This is a genomic window from Halobacteriovorax sp., assembly GCF_048381875.1.
Lineage (GTDB): Bacteria > Bdellovibrionota > Bacteriovoracia > Bacteriovoracales > Bacteriovoracaceae > Halobacteriovorax_A > Halobacteriovorax_A vibrionivorans.
In genome coordinates, this window is record NZ_JBLXBP010000006.1 from 21,408 (window position 1) to 43,100 (window position 21,693).

The 21,693-nt window shown below is 35.2% G+C and carries 23 protein-coding genes and 1 tRNA gene; 14 read left to right on the forward strand and 10 right to left on the reverse strand.

Translation table 11 applies throughout. The features are described from left to right. Window positions 1-123 precede the first annotated feature (123 nt). From ACN5L8_RS14240 to fliW, 7 genes are all read left to right on the forward strand, one after another. Window positions 124-579: a hypothetical protein gene (locus ACN5L8_RS14240; protein WP_114705911.1), complete on the forward strand. Its 456-nt coding sequence runs from the start codon at window positions 124-126 to the stop codon at window positions 577-579. Next, on the forward strand, window positions 572-904 hold the full coding sequence (flgM, locus tag ACN5L8_RS14245; RefSeq protein WP_114705912.1) for a flagellar biosynthesis anti-sigma factor FlgM: 333 nt from the start codon (window positions 572-574) through the stop codon (window positions 902-904). The genes ACN5L8_RS14240 and flgM overlap by 8 nt, the downstream gene beginning before the upstream one ends. Beyond that, window positions 904-1,407 (forward strand): flagellar export chaperone FlgN, encoded by a 504-nt coding sequence (gene flgN, locus ACN5L8_RS14250; protein WP_114705913.1) that lies wholly within the window; start codon window positions 904-906, stop codon window positions 1,405-1,407. Before flgM ends, flgN begins: the two co-directional genes overlap by 1 nt. Window positions 1,408-1,419: 12 nt before the next feature. After that, window positions 1,420-2,886 (forward strand): flagellar hook-associated protein FlgK, encoded by a 1,467-nt coding sequence (gene flgK, locus ACN5L8_RS14255; protein WP_114705914.1) that lies wholly within the window; start codon window positions 1,420-1,422, stop codon window positions 2,884-2,886. Between the two features lie 15 nt (window positions 2,887-2,901). Further along, window positions 2,902-3,936, forward strand: a complete 1,035-nt coding sequence (flgL, locus tag ACN5L8_RS14260; protein WP_114705915.1) for a flagellar hook-associated protein FlgL — start codon at window positions 2,902-2,904, stop codon at window positions 3,934-3,936. Between the two features lie 115 nt (window positions 3,937-4,051). Continuing rightward, window positions 4,052-4,285 carry a carbon storage regulator CsrA gene (gene csrA, locus ACN5L8_RS14265; RefSeq protein WP_114705916.1) on the forward strand — a complete coding sequence of 78 codons (234 nt, stop codon included), beginning with the start codon at window positions 4,052-4,054 and terminating at the stop codon, window positions 4,283-4,285. 79 nt (window positions 4,286-4,364) lie between these two features. Continuing rightward, window positions 4,365-4,913: a flagellar assembly protein FliW gene (fliW, locus tag ACN5L8_RS14270; protein ID WP_158536778.1), complete on the forward strand. Its 549-nt coding sequence runs from the start codon at window positions 4,365-4,367 to the stop codon at window positions 4,911-4,913. Window positions 4,914-4,994: 81 nt separating this feature from the next. Here fliW and ACN5L8_RS14275 read toward each other — a convergent pair whose 3' ends face one another. The 5 genes from ACN5L8_RS14275 to ACN5L8_RS14295 are packed head-to-tail and all read right to left on the reverse strand — an operon-like array spanning window position 4,995 to window position 8,814. Further along, window positions 4,995-5,726 (reverse strand): tetratricopeptide repeat protein, encoded by a 732-nt coding sequence (locus ACN5L8_RS14275; protein WP_412473905.1) that lies wholly within the window; start codon window positions 5,724-5,726, stop codon window positions 4,995-4,997. Window positions 5,727-5,738: 12 nt separating this feature from the next. Continuing rightward, a complete protein-coding gene (locus ACN5L8_RS14280) occupies window positions 5,739-6,479 on the reverse strand; it encodes an outer membrane protein assembly factor BamD (RefSeq protein ID WP_412473906.1) in 741 nt (246 codons plus the stop codon). Between the two features lie 54 nt (window positions 6,480-6,533). Next, window positions 6,534-7,583: an AI-2E family transporter gene (locus tag ACN5L8_RS14285; protein WP_114705920.1), complete on the reverse strand. Its 1,050-nt coding sequence runs from the start codon at window positions 7,581-7,583 to the stop codon at window positions 6,534-6,536. Further along, window positions 7,555-8,157 (reverse strand): cyclic nucleotide-binding domain-containing protein, encoded by a 603-nt coding sequence (locus ACN5L8_RS14290; protein WP_114705921.1) that lies wholly within the window; start codon window positions 8,155-8,157, stop codon window positions 7,555-7,557. The genes ACN5L8_RS14285 and ACN5L8_RS14290 overlap by 29 nt, the downstream gene beginning before the upstream one ends. A gap of 9 nt (window positions 8,158-8,166) precedes the next feature. Then, window positions 8,167-8,814 carry a tetratricopeptide repeat protein gene (locus tag ACN5L8_RS14295; protein ID WP_412473907.1) on the reverse strand — a complete coding sequence of 216 codons (648 nt, stop codon included), beginning with the start codon at window positions 8,812-8,814 and terminating at the stop codon, window positions 8,167-8,169. An 82-nt stretch (window positions 8,815-8,896) separates the two neighbouring features. Between ACN5L8_RS14295 and ACN5L8_RS14300 the strand changes: the two genes are divergently transcribed. The 3 genes from ACN5L8_RS14300 to ACN5L8_RS14310 are packed head-to-tail and all read left to right on the forward strand — an operon-like array spanning window position 8,897 to window position 12,803. Further along, window positions 8,897-10,264, forward strand: coding sequence for an aminotransferase class III-fold pyridoxal phosphate-dependent enzyme (locus ACN5L8_RS14300; protein ID WP_419173348.1), 1,368 nt, complete (start codon window positions 8,897-8,899; stop codon window positions 10,262-10,264). 12 nt (window positions 10,265-10,276) lie between these two features. Next, window positions 10,277-11,278, forward strand: a complete 1,002-nt coding sequence (locus ACN5L8_RS14305; protein ID WP_412473909.1) for an arginine N-succinyltransferase — start codon at window positions 10,277-10,279, stop codon at window positions 11,276-11,278. Window positions 11,279-11,288: 10 nt separating this feature from the next. Continuing rightward, on the forward strand, window positions 11,289-12,803 hold the full coding sequence (locus tag ACN5L8_RS14310; RefSeq protein WP_419173349.1) for an aldehyde dehydrogenase family protein: 1,515 nt from the start codon (window positions 11,289-11,291) through the stop codon (window positions 12,801-12,803). On the opposite strand, the gene ACN5L8_RS14315 is transcribed toward ACN5L8_RS14310, so the two are convergent. After that, window positions 12,800-13,324: a hypothetical protein gene (locus tag ACN5L8_RS14315; protein ID WP_412473911.1), complete on the reverse strand. Its 525-nt coding sequence runs from the start codon at window positions 13,322-13,324 to the stop codon at window positions 12,800-12,802. The genes ACN5L8_RS14310 and ACN5L8_RS14315 overlap by 4 nt on opposite strands. A 180-nt stretch (window positions 13,325-13,504) precedes the next feature. Between ACN5L8_RS14315 and ACN5L8_RS14320 the strand changes: the two genes are divergently transcribed. Both ACN5L8_RS14320 and ACN5L8_RS14325 read left to right on the forward strand, forming a co-directional pair. Further along, window positions 13,505-13,579: transfer RNA gene (locus tag ACN5L8_RS14320), tRNA-Asn, on the forward strand. A gap of 19 nt (window positions 13,580-13,598) precedes the next feature. Further along, window positions 13,599-14,906 (forward strand): aKG-HExxH-type peptide beta-hydroxylase, encoded by a 1,308-nt coding sequence (locus tag ACN5L8_RS14325; RefSeq protein WP_412473912.1) that lies wholly within the window; start codon window positions 13,599-13,601, stop codon window positions 14,904-14,906. Here ACN5L8_RS14325 and ACN5L8_RS14330 read toward each other — a convergent pair. Next, window positions 14,903-16,435 carry a CDC27 family protein gene (locus ACN5L8_RS14330; protein ID WP_334677863.1) on the reverse strand — a complete coding sequence of 511 codons (1,533 nt, stop codon included), beginning with the start codon at window positions 16,433-16,435 and terminating at the stop codon, window positions 14,903-14,905. The two genes, ACN5L8_RS14325 and ACN5L8_RS14330, sit on opposite strands and share 4 nt — an antisense overlap. A gap of 152 nt (window positions 16,436-16,587) precedes the next feature. On the opposite strand from ACN5L8_RS14330, the gene ACN5L8_RS14335 reads away from it, so the two are divergent. After that, the gene (locus tag ACN5L8_RS14335) at window positions 16,588-17,013 is read left to right on the forward strand and encodes an FHA domain-containing protein (protein ID WP_419169028.1); all 426 of its coding nucleotides are present in this window, start codon (window positions 16,588-16,590) and stop codon (window positions 17,011-17,013) included. Here ACN5L8_RS14335 and ACN5L8_RS14340 read toward each other — a convergent pair. After that, window positions 17,003-17,338 (reverse strand): HesB/IscA family protein, encoded by a 336-nt coding sequence (locus ACN5L8_RS14340; protein WP_114705930.1) that lies wholly within the window; start codon window positions 17,336-17,338, stop codon window positions 17,003-17,005. The genes ACN5L8_RS14335 and ACN5L8_RS14340 overlap by 11 nt on opposite strands. A gap of 87 nt (window positions 17,339-17,425) precedes the next feature. Between ACN5L8_RS14340 and ACN5L8_RS14345 the strand changes: the two genes are divergently transcribed. Next, window positions 17,426-17,980: an FHA domain-containing protein gene (locus ACN5L8_RS14345; RefSeq protein ID WP_419169027.1), complete on the forward strand. Its 555-nt coding sequence runs from the start codon at window positions 17,426-17,428 to the stop codon at window positions 17,978-17,980. Between the two features lie 5 nt (window positions 17,981-17,985). Here the strand turns inward: ACN5L8_RS14345 and ACN5L8_RS14350 are convergent, their stop codons facing one another. Both ACN5L8_RS14350 and icmF read right to left on the reverse strand, forming a co-directional pair. Continuing rightward, window positions 17,986-18,537, reverse strand: a complete 552-nt coding sequence (locus ACN5L8_RS14350; protein WP_114705932.1) for a cob(I)yrinic acid a,c-diamide adenosyltransferase — start codon at window positions 18,535-18,537, stop codon at window positions 17,986-17,988. Then, window positions 18,537-21,686, reverse strand: coding sequence for a fused isobutyryl-CoA mutase/GTPase IcmF (gene icmF, locus ACN5L8_RS14355; RefSeq protein ID WP_419173350.1), 3,150 nt, complete (start codon window positions 21,684-21,686; stop codon window positions 18,537-18,539). The genes ACN5L8_RS14350 and icmF overlap by 1 nt, the downstream gene beginning before the upstream one ends. Window positions 21,687-21,693 lie beyond the last annotated feature (7 nt).

Genomic DNA, 21,693 nt, shown 5'->3' on the forward strand with positions numbered 1-21,693 from the left:
TGTCAAATAGCATTTTTTACCATTTTTTAAGGCCCGGTATAAAAAACCTTAAAAAAATGTTAAAATAATTAATGTTAATGGGCTTTTCGAGGATTGAATGGCCAGAAACTCAGGATGAGTTATATGAATGAAGTAAAAATTCATCGACCTCAAATTCAAAATAGAAATGCAATGAATAATGCATCTAATTCTATTCGTCCTGAAGAATCTGAAAAGTACATTCCCGAAGAGATCAAAAGTGCAGCACAAGGGCTAGAAGCACAATTTAACGAGTTAATGGTTAAAGAAATGACAAAGAACCTAAACGCAGGCGTTCAAGGTACAGCAGGAAATTTCTACAAAGGACTATTAACAAGCGAAAGGGCCAAGGCACTTGTGAATGAGGATAGCCAAATACAGAAATTAATTTTGAATGAGATTTATCCTAAACACATGAGGAACTCTCAAAATTATCAAAACTATTTGGACAATAAGAATAAGTACGCACAACACAATATTAAAATGGATGAAGGGCCAACTCAACCCTCACAGGAAGTCGCAATAAAGCGCAAAAACCAAATTGGAGTAAAGTATGAGTAGTGTACAGAATACGAGATCTAGTTTCTTCCCAAACTCAAGAACTCAAAATGAGCGAGCTCAGGATGTTCAGAAACAATCTCCAATTAAAAGGAATTCAACAGCTCAAAAGGCATATATCGACAACCAAACAAGTCGTGATGCTAAGGTAACGATTCCAGAAGCTGTAAAGGACTTTGCACAAATTAAAAAAGCCGTCGATGCGGCACCAGAAATGGATAATAGCGCCAAGATCGCTGCCCTTAAGGCACAGATCCAAGGTGGAACTTATAAAATGGACTATGAAAAAATGGCCGACAAAATACTCGGTGAGGAATTTGGAGTCTAATGAAAACACAACTTGCAAAATATTATTTTCAAATTACAGATATTTGGAAGTCGCAATGTGAGCTTCACTATAAGCTTTTCGACCTTACATGTGATGAGTATGCATTGTTACTTGAAAGCGACCTAGAAAAGTTGGAAGAGAAAGTTGCTCAAAAAGCATTAATCGTTTCTGAAATAGAAAAGAACGAGTACTTACGCAATGATATTCTTGCAACGATAAAAAAAGATTACAAAGAGCTTGAAGTAAACTCTATCAATGACCTACTCGACTTCTTTGCAAAGTTTGAAGCGGAAAAAGAAGGAAAGCATCTCTATCGTTTTAATGCTCTACTCGTTGATATTATTGAAAAGATTCAGGCGCAAAATAAGAAGAATCAATTATTTATTAATAAAGCACTCAGCTCTCTTCGCGAGATCAGGGAAAGTGCCATGGGTACAAAAACTGTATCTACATATAATGCAAAAGGAATGACTCAGGAGAGATCTCTTGGGCGCAATCCATAGCACGGAGAAAATTTGTCATCACGCCTTTTAAACATTGGGAATACGGGACTATCAGCTTCAAAGAAAGCTCTTGAAGTTACGTCTCACAATATTTCAAATGCGAATACTGAAGGGTATTCACGTCAACGCGTGCATCAACAAGCAAATACTCCACTAATTAAGGATGGACTTGTAACAGGTAGTGGTACTCGCATTAGAGATATTAATCGTGTCCATGATAAATTTGTTGAAAAGAAATTAAGAGACGCAAATACTGACAAGTCTTATTACGATAATAGATCCCAACAAATGGGTCGTATCGAAGACATCTTCAATGAAATCGATAATCAAGGTCTGAATCAGATCTTAAACAACTTCTTCAACTCCTTTAGAGATCTTGCAAATCAACCAGAAAATGAAACGGTACGATCTGTTGTTCGCGATAAGGCACAACTTATTGTTAAAGACTTTCGTCGAATTGCTGAAACTCTCGACGAAATCTCGAGAAGTATCGATGACAAAATTTCTTTAAATATCAAAGATGCTAATCAGCATATTGAAACAATTGGTCAGCTAAATCGTAAGATTCGTGAACTAGAAGCAAATGGTGACGAAACCGGAGATATGCGAGATCAACGAGATCTTGCAATTAAAGAATTATCTAAAATTGTTAAGATCCATACTTATGAAGATGAACGTGGAAATTATAACGTTCAAGCACCAGGAGTTGGGACACTCGTAACAGCTGCCCAAACTCAAACACTTGGAACATACGTCTTTGGAAAAGAAGACTCAACAAGTGGTCAAGATGGTTCTGTTGAAGTTTTTTGGGCCTCAAGATCTGGTCAACAAATTACTGAAAAATTTAAAGGTGGATCACTTGGTGCAGTCATCAAGGTAAGAAACCACGATATTAAAGCACTAAGAGAAAAACTCGATCAAACAGCTTTTGAATTTATGAATTATGTTAATGCAATTCACAGAAGAGGTTTTGTTAATCGAGAGATTCAAACTGATGCCCAAGGAAATCCGGTTACAGTTGATTCTAAAGGACCGACAACTGGATTAAATTTCTTTAAGGAGCCAACTCAGATTGAAGGTGCGGCGCTTAGACTTGATTTAAGTGATGCCATTAAGTCTGACGTTTCAAATATTGCAACGGCCCTTTCTCCAAATAGTCCCGGAGATAACCGTGTCGCAATTGCTATCTCTAAGCTTCAACACGAAAGACTTATGGGAGATGGTACAGCAACGATTGAAGAGGACTACCTAAAAACTGTCGGAAATGTTGGTTTAGAAACAGGAAAAGCAAAGCTAGACGCTGAACAATCGGAAGGTTTACTTGCACAGGCAAACTCTATTCGAGAAAGAATCAGTGGTGTTTCAATTGATGAAGAAGCGGCAAATATGATCAAGTATCAGCACGCTTACGAAGCAGCAGCTAAAGTAATGCAAACTGCAAATGAAATGTTTGATACTGTTTTATCAATAAAGCAGTAATTAGGAATATAAGTAATGACAAGAGTGTCTGAAAATTCAACGACTTTATCAATTAGGCATACGCTTAATAAGCATAAGTCTAAGATGGAAGACCTTCAAATGAAGGGGACAACTCTTAAAAGCATGCGTAAGCCATCAGACAATCCAGCTGCAAATATTGAAGCATTACAAATATCAAGTGTTACAAATGATAATGCTCAATTTAAAAGAAATGCAGACTTTGCAATACTCCAATTAAATATTACAGAAAAAGCATTAGAGAACTTAACTGATGTTGTTAATAAGGCAAAAGAAATTGCAATCGCTCAATCATCAGATATTTATAATGCCGATGTAAGACGAAATGTTGCAAACGAAGTACACCAATTACGTAATCTTGCATTATCCATCGCCAATAAGCGAGTTGGTCAACGTTATATCTTTTCAGGATATAAGACACTGCAAGCTCCATTTGATGAAAATGGTAAATATCTTGGTGATACAGGTCACACAACGTTAGAAGTTGGAAAAGACTTCTTTGTTCAGGTTAATCTTCATGGGAAAGAAGTTTTTATGGCCGAGTCTGAGTCAGACTCTAAAGTAAAACATCCTCTTGAGAAGTTTCCTGAAATGGCCGCAGGAAAAGATAGAAATAAGAATAGAGAAATTGAATCAGTTGAAGCAAATAATCGTGACATCGCATCAGTTGGTGAAGATGCTGGTAAATATACTGAGACGGCCAATATATTTGGACTACTCGACTCCCTTGCCATTTCATTAGAAAATAATGATCCAAAGCAAATTCAAAACTTACTTGAAAAATTTGATACGGCCATTACACGTCTTGTAACTTTAAGAACAAGAGTTGGCTCTGTTTCAAGTTCAGTTATGAGTAATGTGAACACAATTGAAGCAAACGATATTAGCAATATGGAAAGAAAGAGTAAGCTCGTCGATGCAGATGTAACTGAATTATTCTCAGACATCACGCGTCAACAAGAGATCTTAAAAACAGCATATAAAACATCCGAGGGGCTCTTAAATAGAAACCTCTTAGACTTTCTGCGATAACACGCTGCTGCTACTTTTTTTTTATTTAGTTGATTTTTTACTTGATTTTTAAAGTTTTGAATAATATATGAACTCTACCTGATGAATCAGGAAGGTTCAAAATTGAGGATGTGAAATGCTGGTTTTAACAAGGAAGCTAGGGGAAAGTATTGCTATAGACGATCATATTAAGATCGTTGTCGTACAAATTAAAGGTAAACAAGTTCGTCTTGGAATCAAGGCCCCGAAGGAAACAAAAATTCACCGAGAAGAGGTCTACAAGGCCATTCAAGAGCAAAATTATGAAGCTTCTCAGGCTGGACCAGATAGTCTTAACGATCTCGCAGACGCCCTGCGCAACAAGAAATAAATTCCGCTTGCTCTTTTGCCCCTACGACTGTTAAAATCTGTTATCAAGTTCTGAAACTTGAATTCGGAGGAACGACACAGTGAAAGTAAGCACAACACGATTTGGGGAATTAGAAGTTAATAAAAAAGATATCATCAAATTTGATGAAGGTATTCTTGGGTTTGAAAACCTTAAAGAATTCTTTGTTGTTGATCCAGGTGATCAAACACTTATTCTTTGGCTACAATCAGTAGATGATGGAGCAACAGCTTTCCCAATCATTGAACCAAAAATCTTTAAAGAAGACTATTCTATCAGCCTATTACCAGCTGAATTAAATAGCCTTAAGCTAGAGAACCTAACAAACGCAAGCGTTTATACAATCCTAACAATTCCTTCGGATGTAACGCTTATGTCGGCTAACTTAAAGGCACCAATCATTATTAATAACGACACTCACAAAGCACGTCAGATTGTACTTCAAGATAATAAACTAGAAGTAAAATTTGAAATGTATGCGGCCCTGAAGAAGTCGATTGTTAATTTTCATTCTGATGATTCTGTTCGTACAAATGTTAATGTTTCAAATGAGCCAACTGTTGTTGAGCAAAGTGAAACAACAAATACAGAACGTACAGCAGAAGCTTAATTTAAATTTTCCAAATTTATATATATAAAAAAAGCACCATGAACATGGTGCTTTTTTATTTTAAAATTTCTTTTTTATTTCTTATAAAGTAGTTTCTGTCGCATTCTTAGCAAAGTTTAAATACATTTGTGCTTCATTATTAAGAGGATCAACAGAGACAACTTTTTCCCATTCAGAAGTAGCATTTAAAACATCACCCTTACCATAGTGTAGAACACCAAGAGCAATACGACCTGGAAGATAATCAGGTCTTTCATTCTTAAGTTTTGAAAGTTCTTCAAATGACTTATTAACAAAGCCTTTCTTAGCATAGACTTTTGCAATCTTTACTCTGGCCTCTAAATTATCTGGATCAAGCTTTAATACTTTTCCATATTCAAATAGAGCTTCATCAAAACGATTATATGTTAGATATAAATCAGCTAACTCATAGTGCTTAATCGCAAACTTACGATCAATATGATTATCATTAAGCTCAGAGCTCTTAGAGTTAACCTTAACCTTTTGTGAAGCAACCTGAAAGATCTTACTTGCTTCTTCATATTGTCCAATATCATTATAGAGAACCGATAAGCTAACAGCTGCATCTGTGTGATCTGGCCTTACTTCTAAAACTTTTTTGAAAGCTTTAATGGCCTTAGAGATCTCACCCGTTAAATGAAAAATATTAGCAATTGAAAAAAGAGCATCAGCATCTTTTGGATCAATATCTAAGAGTTCATTATAAATTGATATCGCTTTATTAAATTCACGATTATCAAAAGCAACCTTGGCCTTCTTAGATAATTTCTCTTGTTCAAATGACTTCATCATAATTGGCGTCCCCTATCTTAAACACTCTTTTACGTCACTTTTTAAGTTAGAAAGATCACCATCTTTATATAAATAGCGATAATTTTTAAAAACTAACTCACAAAGCTCTGGCCTTGCACTTTTTAAACCAATTGTTACCAAACGATCACTGGCAAGTTTTTTAACTTTATCATCATTGAATCGATTCAATAAATTCTTATAGCGAAAAGCCGCTGATTGAAAGTCTTCCGTTTTATAATAGAAGTTGGCAATGTAGAGCTCTTTATTTTTTAGCATCTTATAACATTCATCAATTTTATCCTTAGCATCTTTCAGATACTTTGAATTTGGATATAAACTTCTTAGCTCATTAAAATATTTAATGGCCTGTTTAGCGGCAGTAAGATCGCGATCAAATGTTGATGGCTTCTGTTTATAGTAGGCTTCTGCAATCTTAAAAGTTACATAATCCATTCTTGGATGTTTTGGATGAAAGTCCTTAAACAAAAGATATGCAGCAGCAGATTCCTCATAGTTTTCCTGTAAATATAGGATGTCTGCCTGCATTAACTCAGCAGAGGTTGCATAGTAACTATATGGATATTGAGATTTAATTGTATTTAATTTTTCAAGCGCCATAATATAACGCTCTGATTCTTTAAGCCTTGAAGCCTCTTTAAATAAAACCTCTGCCTCAGTACTACCTTTTGGTCGATTTACTGCGCAGGAAGTCAAAACAAGAATAGAAAATAATAATGTAAGATACTTAAGCACTTGGCCCCCTATATATAGGGAAATTCTAGCACTTAACAATAATACCCGTCAAAGCTAATAGCCTTCTTCGTAAACATCTTTAAGAACTTGATCAATTAATAGCTTAATTGCGGCCGCTAATGGAATTGAAATAATCATTCCCGTAATTCCAATCATTTGAGAGCCAAGAATAACACTACCTACAACAACAACTGGGTGGAGGTTAACGATTTTTGAAACAAGTAATGGAAAGACAATTGCGATATCAATGGCATTGGCAACAAGATAGAGAATTAAAACTCCACCAAAGTCTGTCCCCATTCCGTATTCAGCTGCAATAAAGATTAATGCAGGAACAGAGCCAAATAATGGGCCTAGATAAGGAATAATATTAGTAACCGCTGCAAGGATTCCAAAGATCAGAGAAAAACGGATATCCATAAAGAATAGGCCCGCAAAAATTATGATCCCTAAAATACTGGCCTCAATAACCTTAGCCAGAATATAGTCACCAATACGACGATTAAATTGAAATGAGAGATGATAAAGCTTTTCAAAGTACTTATTAGGTAAAAGTCTTGTGACCTTCTCTCTGAATGTTCTCATATCTCTTAATGTGAAAAAGAGAAATAAAGGCACAATAAAAAACAATTCCAGTGCCGTACCAAGAAACTTTGGCAGTACCAATACAAAAGCACTGATCTCATCTTTTACAAAGTTCAAGGTTTGTAAAAGGTACTCATTACTTAAACGATAGCCAGACCTTGCTTCAACAAATGCCTGCAGAGATGAGTAACTTGTTTTTAGGAAATATTCTACTTTTGGAATATAAACTTCTAAATTATTTAATTCACTCACCATTATTGGAGTAACCTTTACCACTGGATAAATTGTAGCAAATAGAAAGATCACAACAAGGATGGCCGAGGAAAGGTTTCGATTTATATGATAACGTTCAATAAATAATAATATTGGATTTAGAATCAGAGTTAGAATGTAGCAAATTAAAAGAGGCGTTGCGACTCTAGGAAATAGAAAAAACAGGCCCATGCAACAGAGGATAAATAATCCAAAAATTATGGCCCTTAGACGATCATTACTGGTCATTTTTTTCTTTCTCTTCATTTAGTGCATTTACTTCATCATTTAAATCAGAGTTCTCAACCTTAAGTTTTCTAATTTCTCTTGCAAGAATATGTAACTTCTTTACAACTAGCTCACTCATTGCTTGGAGGAATTTAGAAGAGAGTCCCGGCTTTTCTGTAATCATTAGCTCGAGATCAGGTTTAAAAATTCCCAGCATCTCAAGTGGCTCTGAAGCAACTGCAGACACAGAACGCTTATGACCTTCTTCAAGTAGACCAATCTCTCCCAGGTAGTCCCTTCTTTCAAGATTAGTTACATGAAACTTCTTTCCACTTCGCTCTGTATAAAGTTCAACACGACCAGAGACAATGATGTAGAAACCAATTCCAAAGTCACCTTCTTTGAAGATAACCTCACCTTTTTCATATGTTCTTTTGTGAAAGTATTTTGAAAGTTGAAATAATTCAAATTCACCGAGATTTCTTAATATAACAGTTTCTCTTAGCAGATATGGGATGGTTACCTTATTGCTTTTAATAAGAGGATTAATCGACCACAAAAACTTTATTAAGTTAATATCGATTTGATCTTCTTTAGAATACTTCTCAGTCATAAATTACCTTTAATAAGTTTCAATGGAATCGGACTTAACCCAACCCTTAACGCTACTTGGCCAATAAATAAAAGACCATCCCTCATTCACCTTAGAGATAATCACTCTAAGTCCTTCACGTGCCTGCTGGTTATGTTCAAAAATTGCAGAAGGTCCTTCATGGACTTGCGTATCTTTCATCACAACAGCATTATTATATGTTGCTTTCAAATAGATGCTATTGAAAATAGCAGGACTGAGTGAAACGATAAATAAAATAAAAATAATACCTTTATGAATTTTAGTTCTCCAATTTAAAACTAAAACAATCAAAAGTAGTACCAAGGTAATACTAGTATAATAAACACTTGGTATATTAAGGCCTTTGGCAACAAGATTATACTCCTGACTACCTAAGTCATATTGAGTCTTAATATAGTCGATATTATTGGTTACGAGCTTATCTTGCTGACCTAGCTGATATGACTTTTCAAGATAAAGTCTGGCCGCTCCAAGGTCTTCTAATTTCAAGTACGCGGTGCCCAAATTGTAAAAATACTGAGCATCGATAAATAGACTTTTATTTTTAATTAGAAGATCTTTATAAGCTTCATAATCTTTATTTTTATAAAGTTCTTCCAATTCTTTTAGTGGATTTCCTGTGTTAGTATCTGGCATAAATTTATTATCTATTTGGCTTGTAGCCTTTGCAAGTGAGTGATAATTCTACCACATAAAAAAAGTAAAAAAGAGGTGAGTTATGAAATACGGCGTTAGAAACAATGAAATAAATGATCAATTTGATAAGCTATTCTCTTCAATTCTTAAAGAGCAGAAGAATTTTATGGAAGTTCGTGGGCCACAAGAAGGAAAAGAGCATCTAGTTGAAGAAACTTTAAAAACTTATAATCAAGAAAGAGGTAAAGGTATCTACTTTAACTATGTTTCATCTGGACGCGGACACGGGCCATTCACTGAGTTAATTGACGGTTCAGTAAAGTATGATTTAATCGGCGGTATTGGTCCTAACCTACTTGGTCACTCACATCCTATCTATATTAAGTCACACCTTGAGGCTGCTCTTGGTGACTCAGTTATGTGTGGAAATCTTCAACCATATCCACAAGCAATAGAATTAACAAATAATCTACTTAGTGCAGTTAAAGAAAGTAACCTGAAGCACTTTTGGTTTACAGGTTCAGGTAGTTTTGCAAATGATCTAGCTCTTAAGCTTGTTTGGCAAAAGAAAGATCCTGCTTATCGTGTGATTGCTTTCAAGAAAGCTTTTGCAGGAAGAAGTGTTGCTACTCAGGATATCACACATAATGCTAATTACCGTCAAGGGATGCCTAAGTCTTTAGATGTTGATCACGTTCCACATTTTGATCAAAACAACCCTGAGGACTCATTAAAGAATACACTAGCGGCACTTGAGGAAGTTACAGCGAAACACCCAAATCAGCACTGTGCAATTATGCTTGAAATTATTCAGGGTGAAGGTGGGTTTATCTTTGGACCAAAAGAATATTACGAAGAAATCTTTAAGTGGGCCAAGAAGAAAGGTTTATATATTTGGATTGATGAAGTTCAAACATTTGGTAGAACAAGAGAATTATTTGCATTCCAAACAATGGGCCTAGATAAGTATGTCGACATTGTTTCTGTAGGAAAGGCTCTACAAGTTTGTGGTGTCCTTTATAGTGAAGAATTAAACCCTAAGCCTGGTTTAATTGCAGGTACTTTCAATGGATCTGTTTCAGCACTTTCAACAGGAAGTAAACTTGTTAAGTATCTAACAGAAGGTAATTTCTACGGAGATAATGGACGTATCAAAGAATTAGAAGATAAGTTCATCACAAAGCTAACTCACCTAATGAAGAACTCTTGTAAAGACAAGATAACTTATGTTGGTGGTATTGGAACAATGATAGCTTTTGAAGTCGGTGACTCAACAACTGAAACCGTTTCAAAATTTGTTAAGGCTTTATTTAATAACGGAATCGTTGCCTTTATGGCCGGTAAAGAACCAACACGAGTTAGACTACTTCTGCCACTTGCTATGACTGATGAGCATATTGATGACATCATTTCTATAATTGAAAAAACAATCTTAGAAGAAATAAATTAGGGAAAGAAAAAAATGTTTCGAATAAGACCTGTTAAAAAAGAAGACTTAGAAGATTTATATGATCTTTCGGGATTATATACTTTTATTAACTTACCTCATGATAAGGAGTTAATCGAAAGTAAGATCAATAGTTCTCTTCGCTCTTTTAAACAAATGAGTTCTGATCTTTCACGCGATCATTATATTTTTGTGCTAGAAGATCTTGAGGCAAATAGAGTTATCGGCTGCTCTATGATTCACGCACGTCATGGTGATGAACATGAGCCTCATTTTTATTTGAAAGTTGGACAAGAAAATAAATTTTCCCAAACAATAAATACAGGCTTCATACACGGAACCCTGAAGCTTGGCTACGATACCGATGGGCCAACAGAAATTGGTGGGCTTATCCTTGATCCAAGTTATCGAGGCAATCCTAATAAACTAGGAAAGGTTCTATCATTTTGTCGTTTCATGTATATGGGATTAAATCCTCATCGTTTTAAGGACACTGTTCACTCTGAACTAATGCCACCATTTGATGCCGATGGAAAGTCTCCACTATGGGAAGCAATTGGTAGACGATTTCTTAATATGGAATATCATGATGCCGACATCTTAAGTCGTAAGAATAAAGAATTCATTCTAAGCCTCTTCCCTTCAGGAACAATTTACGAAACCCTACTTCCAATTGAAGCGAGAAATGCCGTTGGAAAAGTTGGACTTGATACAGAACCAGTAAAGAGAATGCTTGAATCAATTGGTTTTAAGTATACAAATGAAGTGGATCCATTTGATGGTGGTCCACACTACCGCTGTAAGCTAAAAGACATTAAGCCTGTTCAAACAATTCAAAAAGCAAAGATAGAGCAAGGAAGTTGTAAACATCCAAAACTTTACCTTGTTATGACAAATGAAGAAAACTTTGAGGTAATCTGTCTCAAAGGTGAACTCAATAATGATATACTTACTGTCGACAACATTTCACAATATAAACTTGATCAAGATCAAGACGTCACAGTGATGGCAATATAAGGAGATATTTATGTATCAACTAAAAGGCTCATTTTTTAATAATAACTTTGTGCAATTTGATAATACTGTAGATAAGCGAACAGATCGTACAATTTCAAGAGAGTGTCCAAGTGATACTTCTAAGATCCTTTGGAACCTACAAGTAAATTATTCTCATATCGATGAGTTAATTGATTCTGCTCACAAAGGATTTCAAACTTGGCGCAATACTTCCATTGAAGAAAGAATTGAAGCATTAAAAAGGTACCAAGAAGCACTTAAAGGTAAGCAAGAACAAATTGCTACGGCCATCGCCCTTGAAGTAGGAAAGCCTCTATGGGAGGCCCGTACAGAAGCTGCTGCTCTTATTGCAAAAGTTAACGTAACAATTGAATCTTCCCTGCCTCGTATTCAGACAAAAGATATGCAAAACATTGCGCCAAATACAAACGCGCATATTTACTATAAGCCAGTTGGCCCAAGCTTTATTATTGGCCCATTCAATTTCCCATGCCACCTTGCAAACGGACAAATCACAGCGAATCTTATCTCTGGGAACTCAATTATTTTCAAGCCTAGTGAAAAGACATGTTATTCAGCACAGCTAATGTTTGAATGTCTTGCAGAAGCAAAGTTTCCAATGGGTGTTGTTAACCTTATTCAAGGTGATGGTGAAGTCGCTAGAAGAATCATCAAAGATAAGAGAGTTAAGGGTATCTTCTTTACTGGTTCAAAAGAAGTTGGTCAAAAAATTCTAGAGTCAACTCACACAGACTTATCAAAACTTGTCTCACTTGAACTTGGTGGAAAAAATACTTCAATCATCACAGAAAGTGCAGATATTGATTATACGTTAGAAGAAATTCTAACAGGCTCGTATTTAACGACTGGTCAACGTTGTACCTCAACTGGTCTCGTTGCAATTCATAGTTCAATTAAAGATGAATTCATTAGTCGCTTTCATGATATGGCAAAGAAGATTATTGTTGATCATGCAACAGAACATAAAGTTGATCCTTTTATGGGCCCTTTAATCGATCAAGCCTCTCTTGATCAATACCTACTCTTTATGGGAATGGCAAAAAGAGAAGGACTTGAAGAAGTTATGCGTGGGAAGCAATTAGAGCGTGCGACAAATGGTTACTATGTTTCACCTTCAATTCATTTCGCAGATAAACTAATTCCAAATAGCCATTTCCTTGCAAATGAAATTTTTGGTCCAAACTGTACTTTTGTAAGTTATGACGATTTTGATGAGGCCATTAATATTGCCAACTCTACAGAGTATGGACTAGCAGCTTCAGTCTTCACTAAAGATGCTGCAAAATTTCAACATGCAGTTAATAATATTGATGCGGGACTTGTTAACCTAAACCGCGCAACTGTTGGAGCAAATTCAAAGCTTCCTTTTGGTGGCGTTAAAAACTCTGGTAATTATCGACCTGCCGCTGTTTCGACAGTTGATCATTGTGTTTATCAACTAGCAACATTAGAAATTGAAGAAACTAGTGCAAAAGGAAATATTAAAGGATTAAAAGAAGATTAATAATGTTTCTTATTTACAAGAACGCCGGTCGAAGAGTTCTGTGAAAGGTCTCTTCGATTTTTGCGTTCTTGTTCTAAATCAACAACAGAGTTTTTTGCATATAAATCGAGAACTTCCTTCCCTTTTATTTTTGTATAAACATTCTTAAAGCGCTCTTTTTCATTAATGATAAAAGTTGTAGTCTCAACAGGCTTGGCACCTGGATGAACTTTATGTGATTCAAATTTTACCTTAGTTATAAAGTTATTAATGAATTGATGAACTCTATGTCCAGTGAAGATCTCACCTTGATCAAGGCCATCAATCGTTAGATCTGCAACAGCTTCCTCTTGTCCCGGGAAAGGAATAATCTTGGCCATTCCAGAAGGCGTATAAGTAATTTCCTGCCCTTGATTATGACTAATTAAGAGATTAGTTAACGTATCCTTTGCATCCATATCACCGAAGGTTGTTAAATCAGTAACTTCTTCTGGAGTTATGATACGTAGTAAATTTCTAATAAGGTTTGATTGTTCCATCATTTCCTATATTTTACACCAAAGTCTGACTCAACTTATCGGCTTTTCAAAAAAAAAAATTAGCAAATTTAATTGAGATACAATAATTTCAAACACTTAACTCATTGATAAATAATTTTCCCATAAAAGAAAATATTTACAATTTAAAAAAATAGGATTATAAAATTAACTACTTAAGATTGCTGGGATGTGGCGCAGCGGTAGCGCAGTAGACTGTTAATCTATTGGTCGCGAGTTCGAATCTCGCCATCCCAGCCATTTTTCATACCGAAACTCCATGAAACAATTCAATCAATTCATTCAAAATAATAACTCTTTCAAAGAGTCTTATTTAGAAACACTTGCACTTTATCGTGAAGATGCATCTAGTGATGTAGAAGAGAGCAATGAGTATTTGTCTCAAAGATTTCAAGACTTCTATAAAGAGGCCATCTTTTCAACTAAACTCGACTCATACTCAAACTTAAATTTTTACTGGTTTAATCTGATAGAAGCATTAATTGAGATCATTTCTTACCATTCAGAATTTGAAGTAGGCCAAGACTACGAAATGAGCGAATCAGAAGATGCTATATTTAATTTCTGGCACGATAGTAATCTTGCAAAGTCTTTTTTAAATTCACTTAGTGAGACAAAAGACCTCTTAGCTGAATCACAAAAACTTGTTCATATTTTAGAAGATAATATTATTTCATTTTTCAAGATACATATCCTAGAAGAAGTCGACCAAGAACTGCGCTATTTGAATGTACCTGAGCTTGGTGATGACAATATATCAGTATATCAAAACGGTAACCGTATACTATTTGATAAACTAGAAGATAAAGTCCTTGCTCATATCAATGAAAATTCTAAAAACAAGCACGCTCTAAGTACAAAGATCGATGACTTAACTATAATCTTCTACTCTGACCTTGAAGATTCATCTTCTTTCATGACAGAGAAAATAGCAAAAGCCTACGAAAGATTAAGAAAGTATACTCCTGATTTATTCGAGGTATTTAAAACTTTTACGAATAATATTATACCGATTAAAGAAAAGGGAATTGTCAGCTACTCAATGCAAACACTTCCAGGATACTCATCAATCAATACATTCGACCGTGATGATATAGATCTAATGGATGACCTTCTGCATGAAAATGGACACCACGTCCTAAATAGCTATTTAAATCAGAATGAGCTCTTAGAGGAGCTCGAAGAAAAAATCTATTATAGCCCTTGGCGTAGGGCCTTAAGGCCAATTAGAGGTATATACCACGCTTATATGACCTTTTATTGGGCCCTTGAACTATTCTCATCGCTTTCAAAACAAACAGAACACGACTTCACAGAGAATGAATTCAAAAAAATACAAGAGAGAGCAATTGAAGAATATTATATGCTTGTATTTTGTGAACTTGATTTAGAGAAGGCCTATAAAGAAGAGATTATTTCAAGTGAAGGCCATGAAATCTATCTTGTTTTTAAAGAAATGGTTGCCTCACACCGAAATCATATTTTGAATCTAGAAAAAAAGATAAACTCTGACTCAATTGAGAAAATTAAAAACGAGTTACTAGCTGCAAGAAGTGAGTATTACTAAACCTTCCTTAAAACCTTAGACTTAATTGTTTGCATCTCATTTGCAGGCATAAGCTCTCCTTGAGAAGTTGCAATCGGTATTCCCTTTTCAATTACTTCTAAGCATTGCTCATATTTCTCTTCACTAAAGAGTATTTTTGACTTTAGTAAGTAGGCTACAGAATATTTAGGATTTTCATTTAATACTACTTCTAAATGCTTTAGTGCCTTTTCAAATTTTTCATTATTAAAATGAATATCAGCTAATCCAAAGTTTGCAACAACATCATTTTCATCAATGGCCAAAACCTTATTAAACATCTCAAAACGACGGGCTCGTTCTTCTTTTTCCGCTCTTTCTTGTTCCTCTTTCGCTTTCTTCGCTTTAGCTTCATCACCGAAACGCTTGAAAGAAGCAACTGTTGCAAGGGCCTTTTCTTCTTCGGCCTCTTCTATTTTTCCAAGCTTCATTAAATATAAGGACTTATTGGTATGTGCCATAACAGAGCTTTCATCAACCGCTAATAACTCATCCATAACATCAATGGCCTTCTGGTGTTCTCCGCTATTTCCAAGAATAACTCCTTTAGACTCATATGCATCTGCGTATAAAGGATTGAAACTAATAACTTGATCTAACAAGCTTAAAGATTCAGTAATCTTATTTTTATGAAAGAGATTAACGGCCTTATTATAATAGTATTCACTAATCTCTTCTTTGATATTTTCTTTAGCAAGCACAGGGTATGTATTAATTTTGATTAAATCATCTTGGTATGAAACCTCAAGATTATTAATTAATAGCTCCCTTGGCGCCTTTGCTACAGAAAAATGAGTTTCACCAATCTTACAACGATTAAGTATCTCTACCTTTTTATCATTTAGACTAACCTCATCAGCTAGTTCTTTATTTGAAGTTAATAACACAGGATAACGAGCGGCACCTCTTCGACTTTCAATTTTTGATGCGGTTTCTTGTCCAAGAAAACATCCTTTATTATAACTAATTGCAAATTCATTTAAGCGCGTTTCATTAATTAATTTAGTGCGATCAATTGTTTTATCTAATATAGGCCATGCTGTTAAGACTTCTAAGAAGTTCACATAATCTTTCTTGTCTAATTTCTCATCAACAAGACCGATATAGCCTACACCATCAAATAAATCCATTGTAACGAAGTCATTTCCCTTCCTCGTTGAAAGGCATGGAAGCTTTTGAGTTTTCTCAATCGTTATATCTTCCATGATGATAAACTTCTCTAACTCTTCAATTGTTTCTTCAGAAATTTTCTCATCGACAGCAAGATAAAAACCATCATTATTATGAATTAAATAGAAAAAAGAAAACACACGTCCTGTACGATCAAGGCGACATGCAATTGTCGCAGCATTATCAAGGCCACTTATATCAGCAGTAATTTGCCTTTGTAGATACTCTCGAGTTTCCTCACCTTTAAACTTGTAAACAACATAATTACTTAACGTAAATTGGTTATCGTTAAAGAAGAATTCAAACATTACATCTTTAATAATCTCTTGATTGTTTTCCATATCGTTAACCTACTTTACTAATTACAATATTAACTAAACTCTACTAGGCATTTTTTATTGTACCTTTAACTATATAAAACTAAATATATAATAGAAATTGTCTTAAGACTATTTAACGTAATTTAGTGATGCACTGAAAAAAGGAAATCGTAATGTCTATTCGCCTCATTATCGATGACAAGAAAAACACAAAGAAAATTCTTATAAAAAATAAAATAACTTTTGGCCGAAACAAAGAAGTTGTCGATATTGTTCTGAATGACCCTAAAGTCTCTTCAAAACACTTTGAAATTATCTATGACAAAAGCTCAATTCTTGTCCGTGACCTGTCTTCCAAAAATGGAACATTTATCAATCAGAAAAGAATCGAAAATAAAGAGCCTTTATATGTCTATGACATTCTAAAAGCTGGCAGCATTAGTATATCTATTGATGCTAAATCACTTACAAGTTTTGAATTTGAAAGACTCTATAGAAAAACAGATCCAAATTATTGGAGTGAGAATATTACGAATATTCTAAAAACCAGCAAATTCGTCTTAAAAGATATTAAAAAACCTATTAAGATTAAACGCTAAAGCTTTCACCACATCCACAAGTATTCTTTGCATTTGGATTTTCAAACACAAAGCCCTTTCCGTTTAGGCCGTCTTTGAAATCTAAAGTTATTCCACTGAGGTATATTGAAGACTTAGGATCGATAAGAATCTTTACGCCATCCATTTCAATAATATTGTCACTGTCCTTAGGGGCATCAAAGTCGATATTATAAGATAGTCCAGAGCATCCGCCTCCGATAACACCTAGACGAAGACCGAAGTCAGTCTTAGAACGATTTTCACTTTCGAAAATGTTTTTTATTTGGCCAAGGGCCTTTGATGTCACATTTAATAGCTCACTCATATAAACCTCTGAAATTACTTAGGTAATTATATCCAATACCTGTATTATATCATATTGGTGATATACTTTATATAGGAGTATCAAGCAATGTCTATCTCATTAGTTATTAAATGTGGTGAAAATACGGCCAAATTTTTGATCAAACCAAAAATCACTTTCGGGCGATCAAAGTCGGCAGTAGATATATCAGTAGATGATAAGAAAATATCATCAAAACACCTTGAAATTACACACGAAAAAAAAAATGAGATAATAGTTAAGGACCTTAACTCTACAAATGGTACCTTCATCAATAACAAGAAAATTGAAGGGCCCCATAGGCTCTATGTCTATGAAACTGTTAGAATAGGAAATTGCTATATTACAATATGTCTTGATGACTTAACTGAGCTCGAACTTAAATCTCTCACCCGACCGATCGAAGAGCATTTCGAAAATGGTGAAGTGACACAGACCAATACAAATCTTGCCGATCAAACAAGCTTTTTGGCCATAAATAATAAATTAAGTCTGCAAAGCCCAAAGCTTCGCGGAGATATTAAAAAGAAAGCACAAGCTAAAAAGCCAGCTAAGAAAAAGAAACCAAAAGAGCCTGAAGAGGATAAAACTGTCATGACTAAAATCATGAAGTTTTTCAAATAAGACTCTTACTTATTTGGTACCCAAGCAACATCCTTAATATTTTCAATCTTATTTAGAAACCTTGCTACAATAAAGAAATAGTCAGATAAGCGATTTAGATATTCTAAATCGATTCTTTCAACATCACCTAAGTCCACGGCCTGTCTTTCTACTTCACGAGTTTTAGTACGACAGATATGAATATGAGAAGCGGCAACTCCTCCCCCAGGTAGAATAAAGTACTTCAACGGATCAACGATAGTATCGAAGTAGTCGATTTCTTCTTCTAAGTGGATCAACTCATCTTCTTTTAGCTTAGGTAAATTGTAATTTTCACGGTCCTCTTTTAGACTCGCAAAATTAGACCCAAGGACAAAGATATTGTCCTGGATCCTTTTAAATGTATTTTTTAATCGTACTTCTTGAATATAACAAAGAGATAAACCGATATAGCTATTTAGCTCATCCAAGTTTCCATAAAGGTTTATTCTAGCACTTGCTTTAGAAACACGTTGTCCACCAACTAGACTAGTCTCACCCTTATCACCTGTACGAGTATATAGCTTAGATTTCTTCATTACATATTCCTTCTATATTTCCCACCAATCTCATATAGAAGATTTGTGATTTCACCTAATGAACAATAATTTACAGTCTCGATTAATTCTTCGAAAATATTTCCTCCAGAAAGTGCAACTTCTCTTAGGCGATTAAGCGCGTCTTCTGATTTATTCTTATTTCTTTCTTTGAAGTCATTGAGTCTAGCAATTTGTCCTTTCTTTTCTTCATCACTACAGCGAGATAATTCAATTTCTTGATTTAGTTGCTCGTCAATATTATCGGCGATGTAAGTATTCACACCAATAATTGGTAGCTCACCTGAGTCTTTAAGAGTTTCATAATGAAGTGACTCTTCTTGAATCTTAGATCTCTGATACATACTTTCCATTGCACCAAGAACTCCACCTTTGTCTGAGATTCTCTCAAATTCAGAAAGAATAGCTTCTTCAACAAGACCAGCTAACTCTTCAATTACGTAAGCTCCCTGCATTGGATTATCTGACTTATTAAGACCGAATTCACGGTTGATAATCATTTGAATTGCCATTGCACGACGAACAGACTCTTCAGTTGGAGTCGTAATCGCTTCATCATATGCATTTGTATGAAGAGAGTTACAATTATCTGAAAGTGCAAGATAAGCTTGTAGAGTTGTTCTAATATCGTTGAAATCAATTTCTTGAGCATGAAGTGAGCGACCAGATGTTTGAATATGATACTTAAACTTCTGGGCCTTATCGTTTGCACCATATTTATTACGCATAGTAATTGCCCAAATCTTTCTTGCAACTCGACCGATTACTGAATATTCAGGATCTAATCCATTAGAGAAGAAGAACGATAAGTTTTGAGAGAACTCATCTATATTCAATCCACGAGCTAAGTAGTACTCAACAAATGTGAATCCGTTTGCCAGTGTGAAAGCGACCTGTGTGATTGGATTCGCGCCTGCTTCAGCAATGTGATAACCAGAAATTGAAACAGTATAATAATTTTTAATTTTTTGCTGACAGAAGTATTCTTGAACATCCCCCATCATTTTTAATGCAAATTCTAGAGAGAAGATACAAGTATTTTGGGCCTGATCTTCTTTTAAAATATCTGCTTGTACTGTTCCACGAATTTGTTGAAGGATCGCCAAACGCTTATCTTTATCATAATAATCATCGCCCTTAAGTTTTTGTCTTAGGGCCGTATTAAGATAGAATGCCAGCATAATTGGTGCCGGTCCATTGATTGTCATTGAAACGGAAGTGTATGGATCTGAAAGATCAAAACCATCAAATAATAATTCCATATCCTCAACTGTTGCAATTGAAACACCTGCTTCACCAATTTTACCAAAAATATCTGGACGTAAATCAGGATCTTCTCCGTAAAGAGTTACAGAATCAAAAGCTGTTGAAAGACGCTTTGCCTTGTCATCTTTTGATAAGTAGTGAAAACGCTTATTCGTTCTCGCTGGCCCACCTTCTCCTGCAAACATTCTCTTTGGATCTTCATCAGTACGCTTAAATGGGAATATCCCTGCACCGTATGGAAAGAAGCCTGGAAGATTTACATTTCTAATGAACTTATACTGATCAACTTTTGAAGAGAAACTTGGTGTTCCAACTTTTTGGATATCAACACCTGAAAGGGATTGATATTTTGTCGCTACGTTGAACTCACGATCACGAACCTTGTAAGTAAATGTTCCACTTTCATATTGCTTAAGAACGGATTGAAATTGTTCTAATTCTTTTTCAACTTCTTCACCAAGTTCTTCTTTTAACTGAGTAAGCTTTTCATCGATTTCTTTACTAGGAACAATTTTACTTGTGATCTCTAGGGCCTCAACATCACGTAGCTTTTCCATTCTCTCAAATGTTTCTGAATTATAGTCACGACTTGTTTTTGCAATTTCTCTTAAATATAGAGCTCGCTCTGGTGGAATAATTCTTGTCTTATCGGTTCGTGCACGATTGGCCTCAATTCCTTCCAGAGGCGCTTGATCGAAATCAAAAGTCTGTGCAATTGCTTGAAATAATGCATTTACTCCAACGTCATTAAACTTAGATGCCATCGTTCCAAAGATTGGTAACTCTTCATCAGTTGGAGAACCTGGATGCCCAGCAAAGAGATTATGATTGCGACGATATTGTTTTCTAATATCTCTCATTGAATCTTCTGAGCGAGGTTTTTCAAATTTATTTAAAACAACAAAGTCAGCTTGTTCAAGCATTTCGATTTTTTCCAACTGTGTTGCGGCACCGTACTCAGGTGTCATTACATACATACACTTATCAGAAATCTTTGTGATCTCATCAGAAGCCTGACCAATACCTGAAGTTTCAACAATAATTAAATCAAAGTCTTGTTCCTTTAAAAAATTAACAGTCTTTTTGATTTGTGGTGATAGTTCTGTTCCTGAGTCACGAGTTGCAAGAGATCTAATATAAAAGTTTTCAAAGTTTGCAGATCCTAATCTAATACGATCTCCAAGTAGTGCCCCCTGTGTCTTTTTCTTTGTTGGATCAACTGAAATAAGAGCGACTTTCTTCTCTGGATAGAAGCGGTGAAATCTTAAAAGAGTTTCATCAATTAATGATGACTTACCGGCTCCACCTGTCCCCGTAATACCTAGAACTGGAATATTCTTTTCCGATGATGGAATCTCAATTTCTGTCCCATCCTCAATTGCAGTAATAACCTTTGCAAGACTTGTCTTTGGCAGCTCTTTTTGCTTAGCATTTAAGTCAAAACCTTCCAGTGTCGAATGAGTTGCTCGCTCAATCATGTCATCAATGATGCCCTCAAGACCAAGCTTCATACCATCTTCTGGAGAATAGATTCTTGTAATTCCCATTTCATGCAGGGCCTTAATCTCTTTTGGTGTGATAACTCCACCACCTCCGCCAAAAATACGCACATTTGAGGCGCCAGCTTCATCTAAGAGCTCTCTAACGTAGGCAAAGTACTCATTATGCCCACCCTGGTAAGAACTCAGTGCAACTGCATGAGCATCTTCATGTAATACAGCATCCACAACCTCTTGCGCCGAGCGGTTATGACCTAAATGAATTACCTCAACGCCTTTTGACTGAAGTAATCTTCTCATAATATTTATTGATACATCGTGACCATCAAATAAGCTGGCCGCTGTGACAAATCTTAGTTTTCTCACGGTAAAC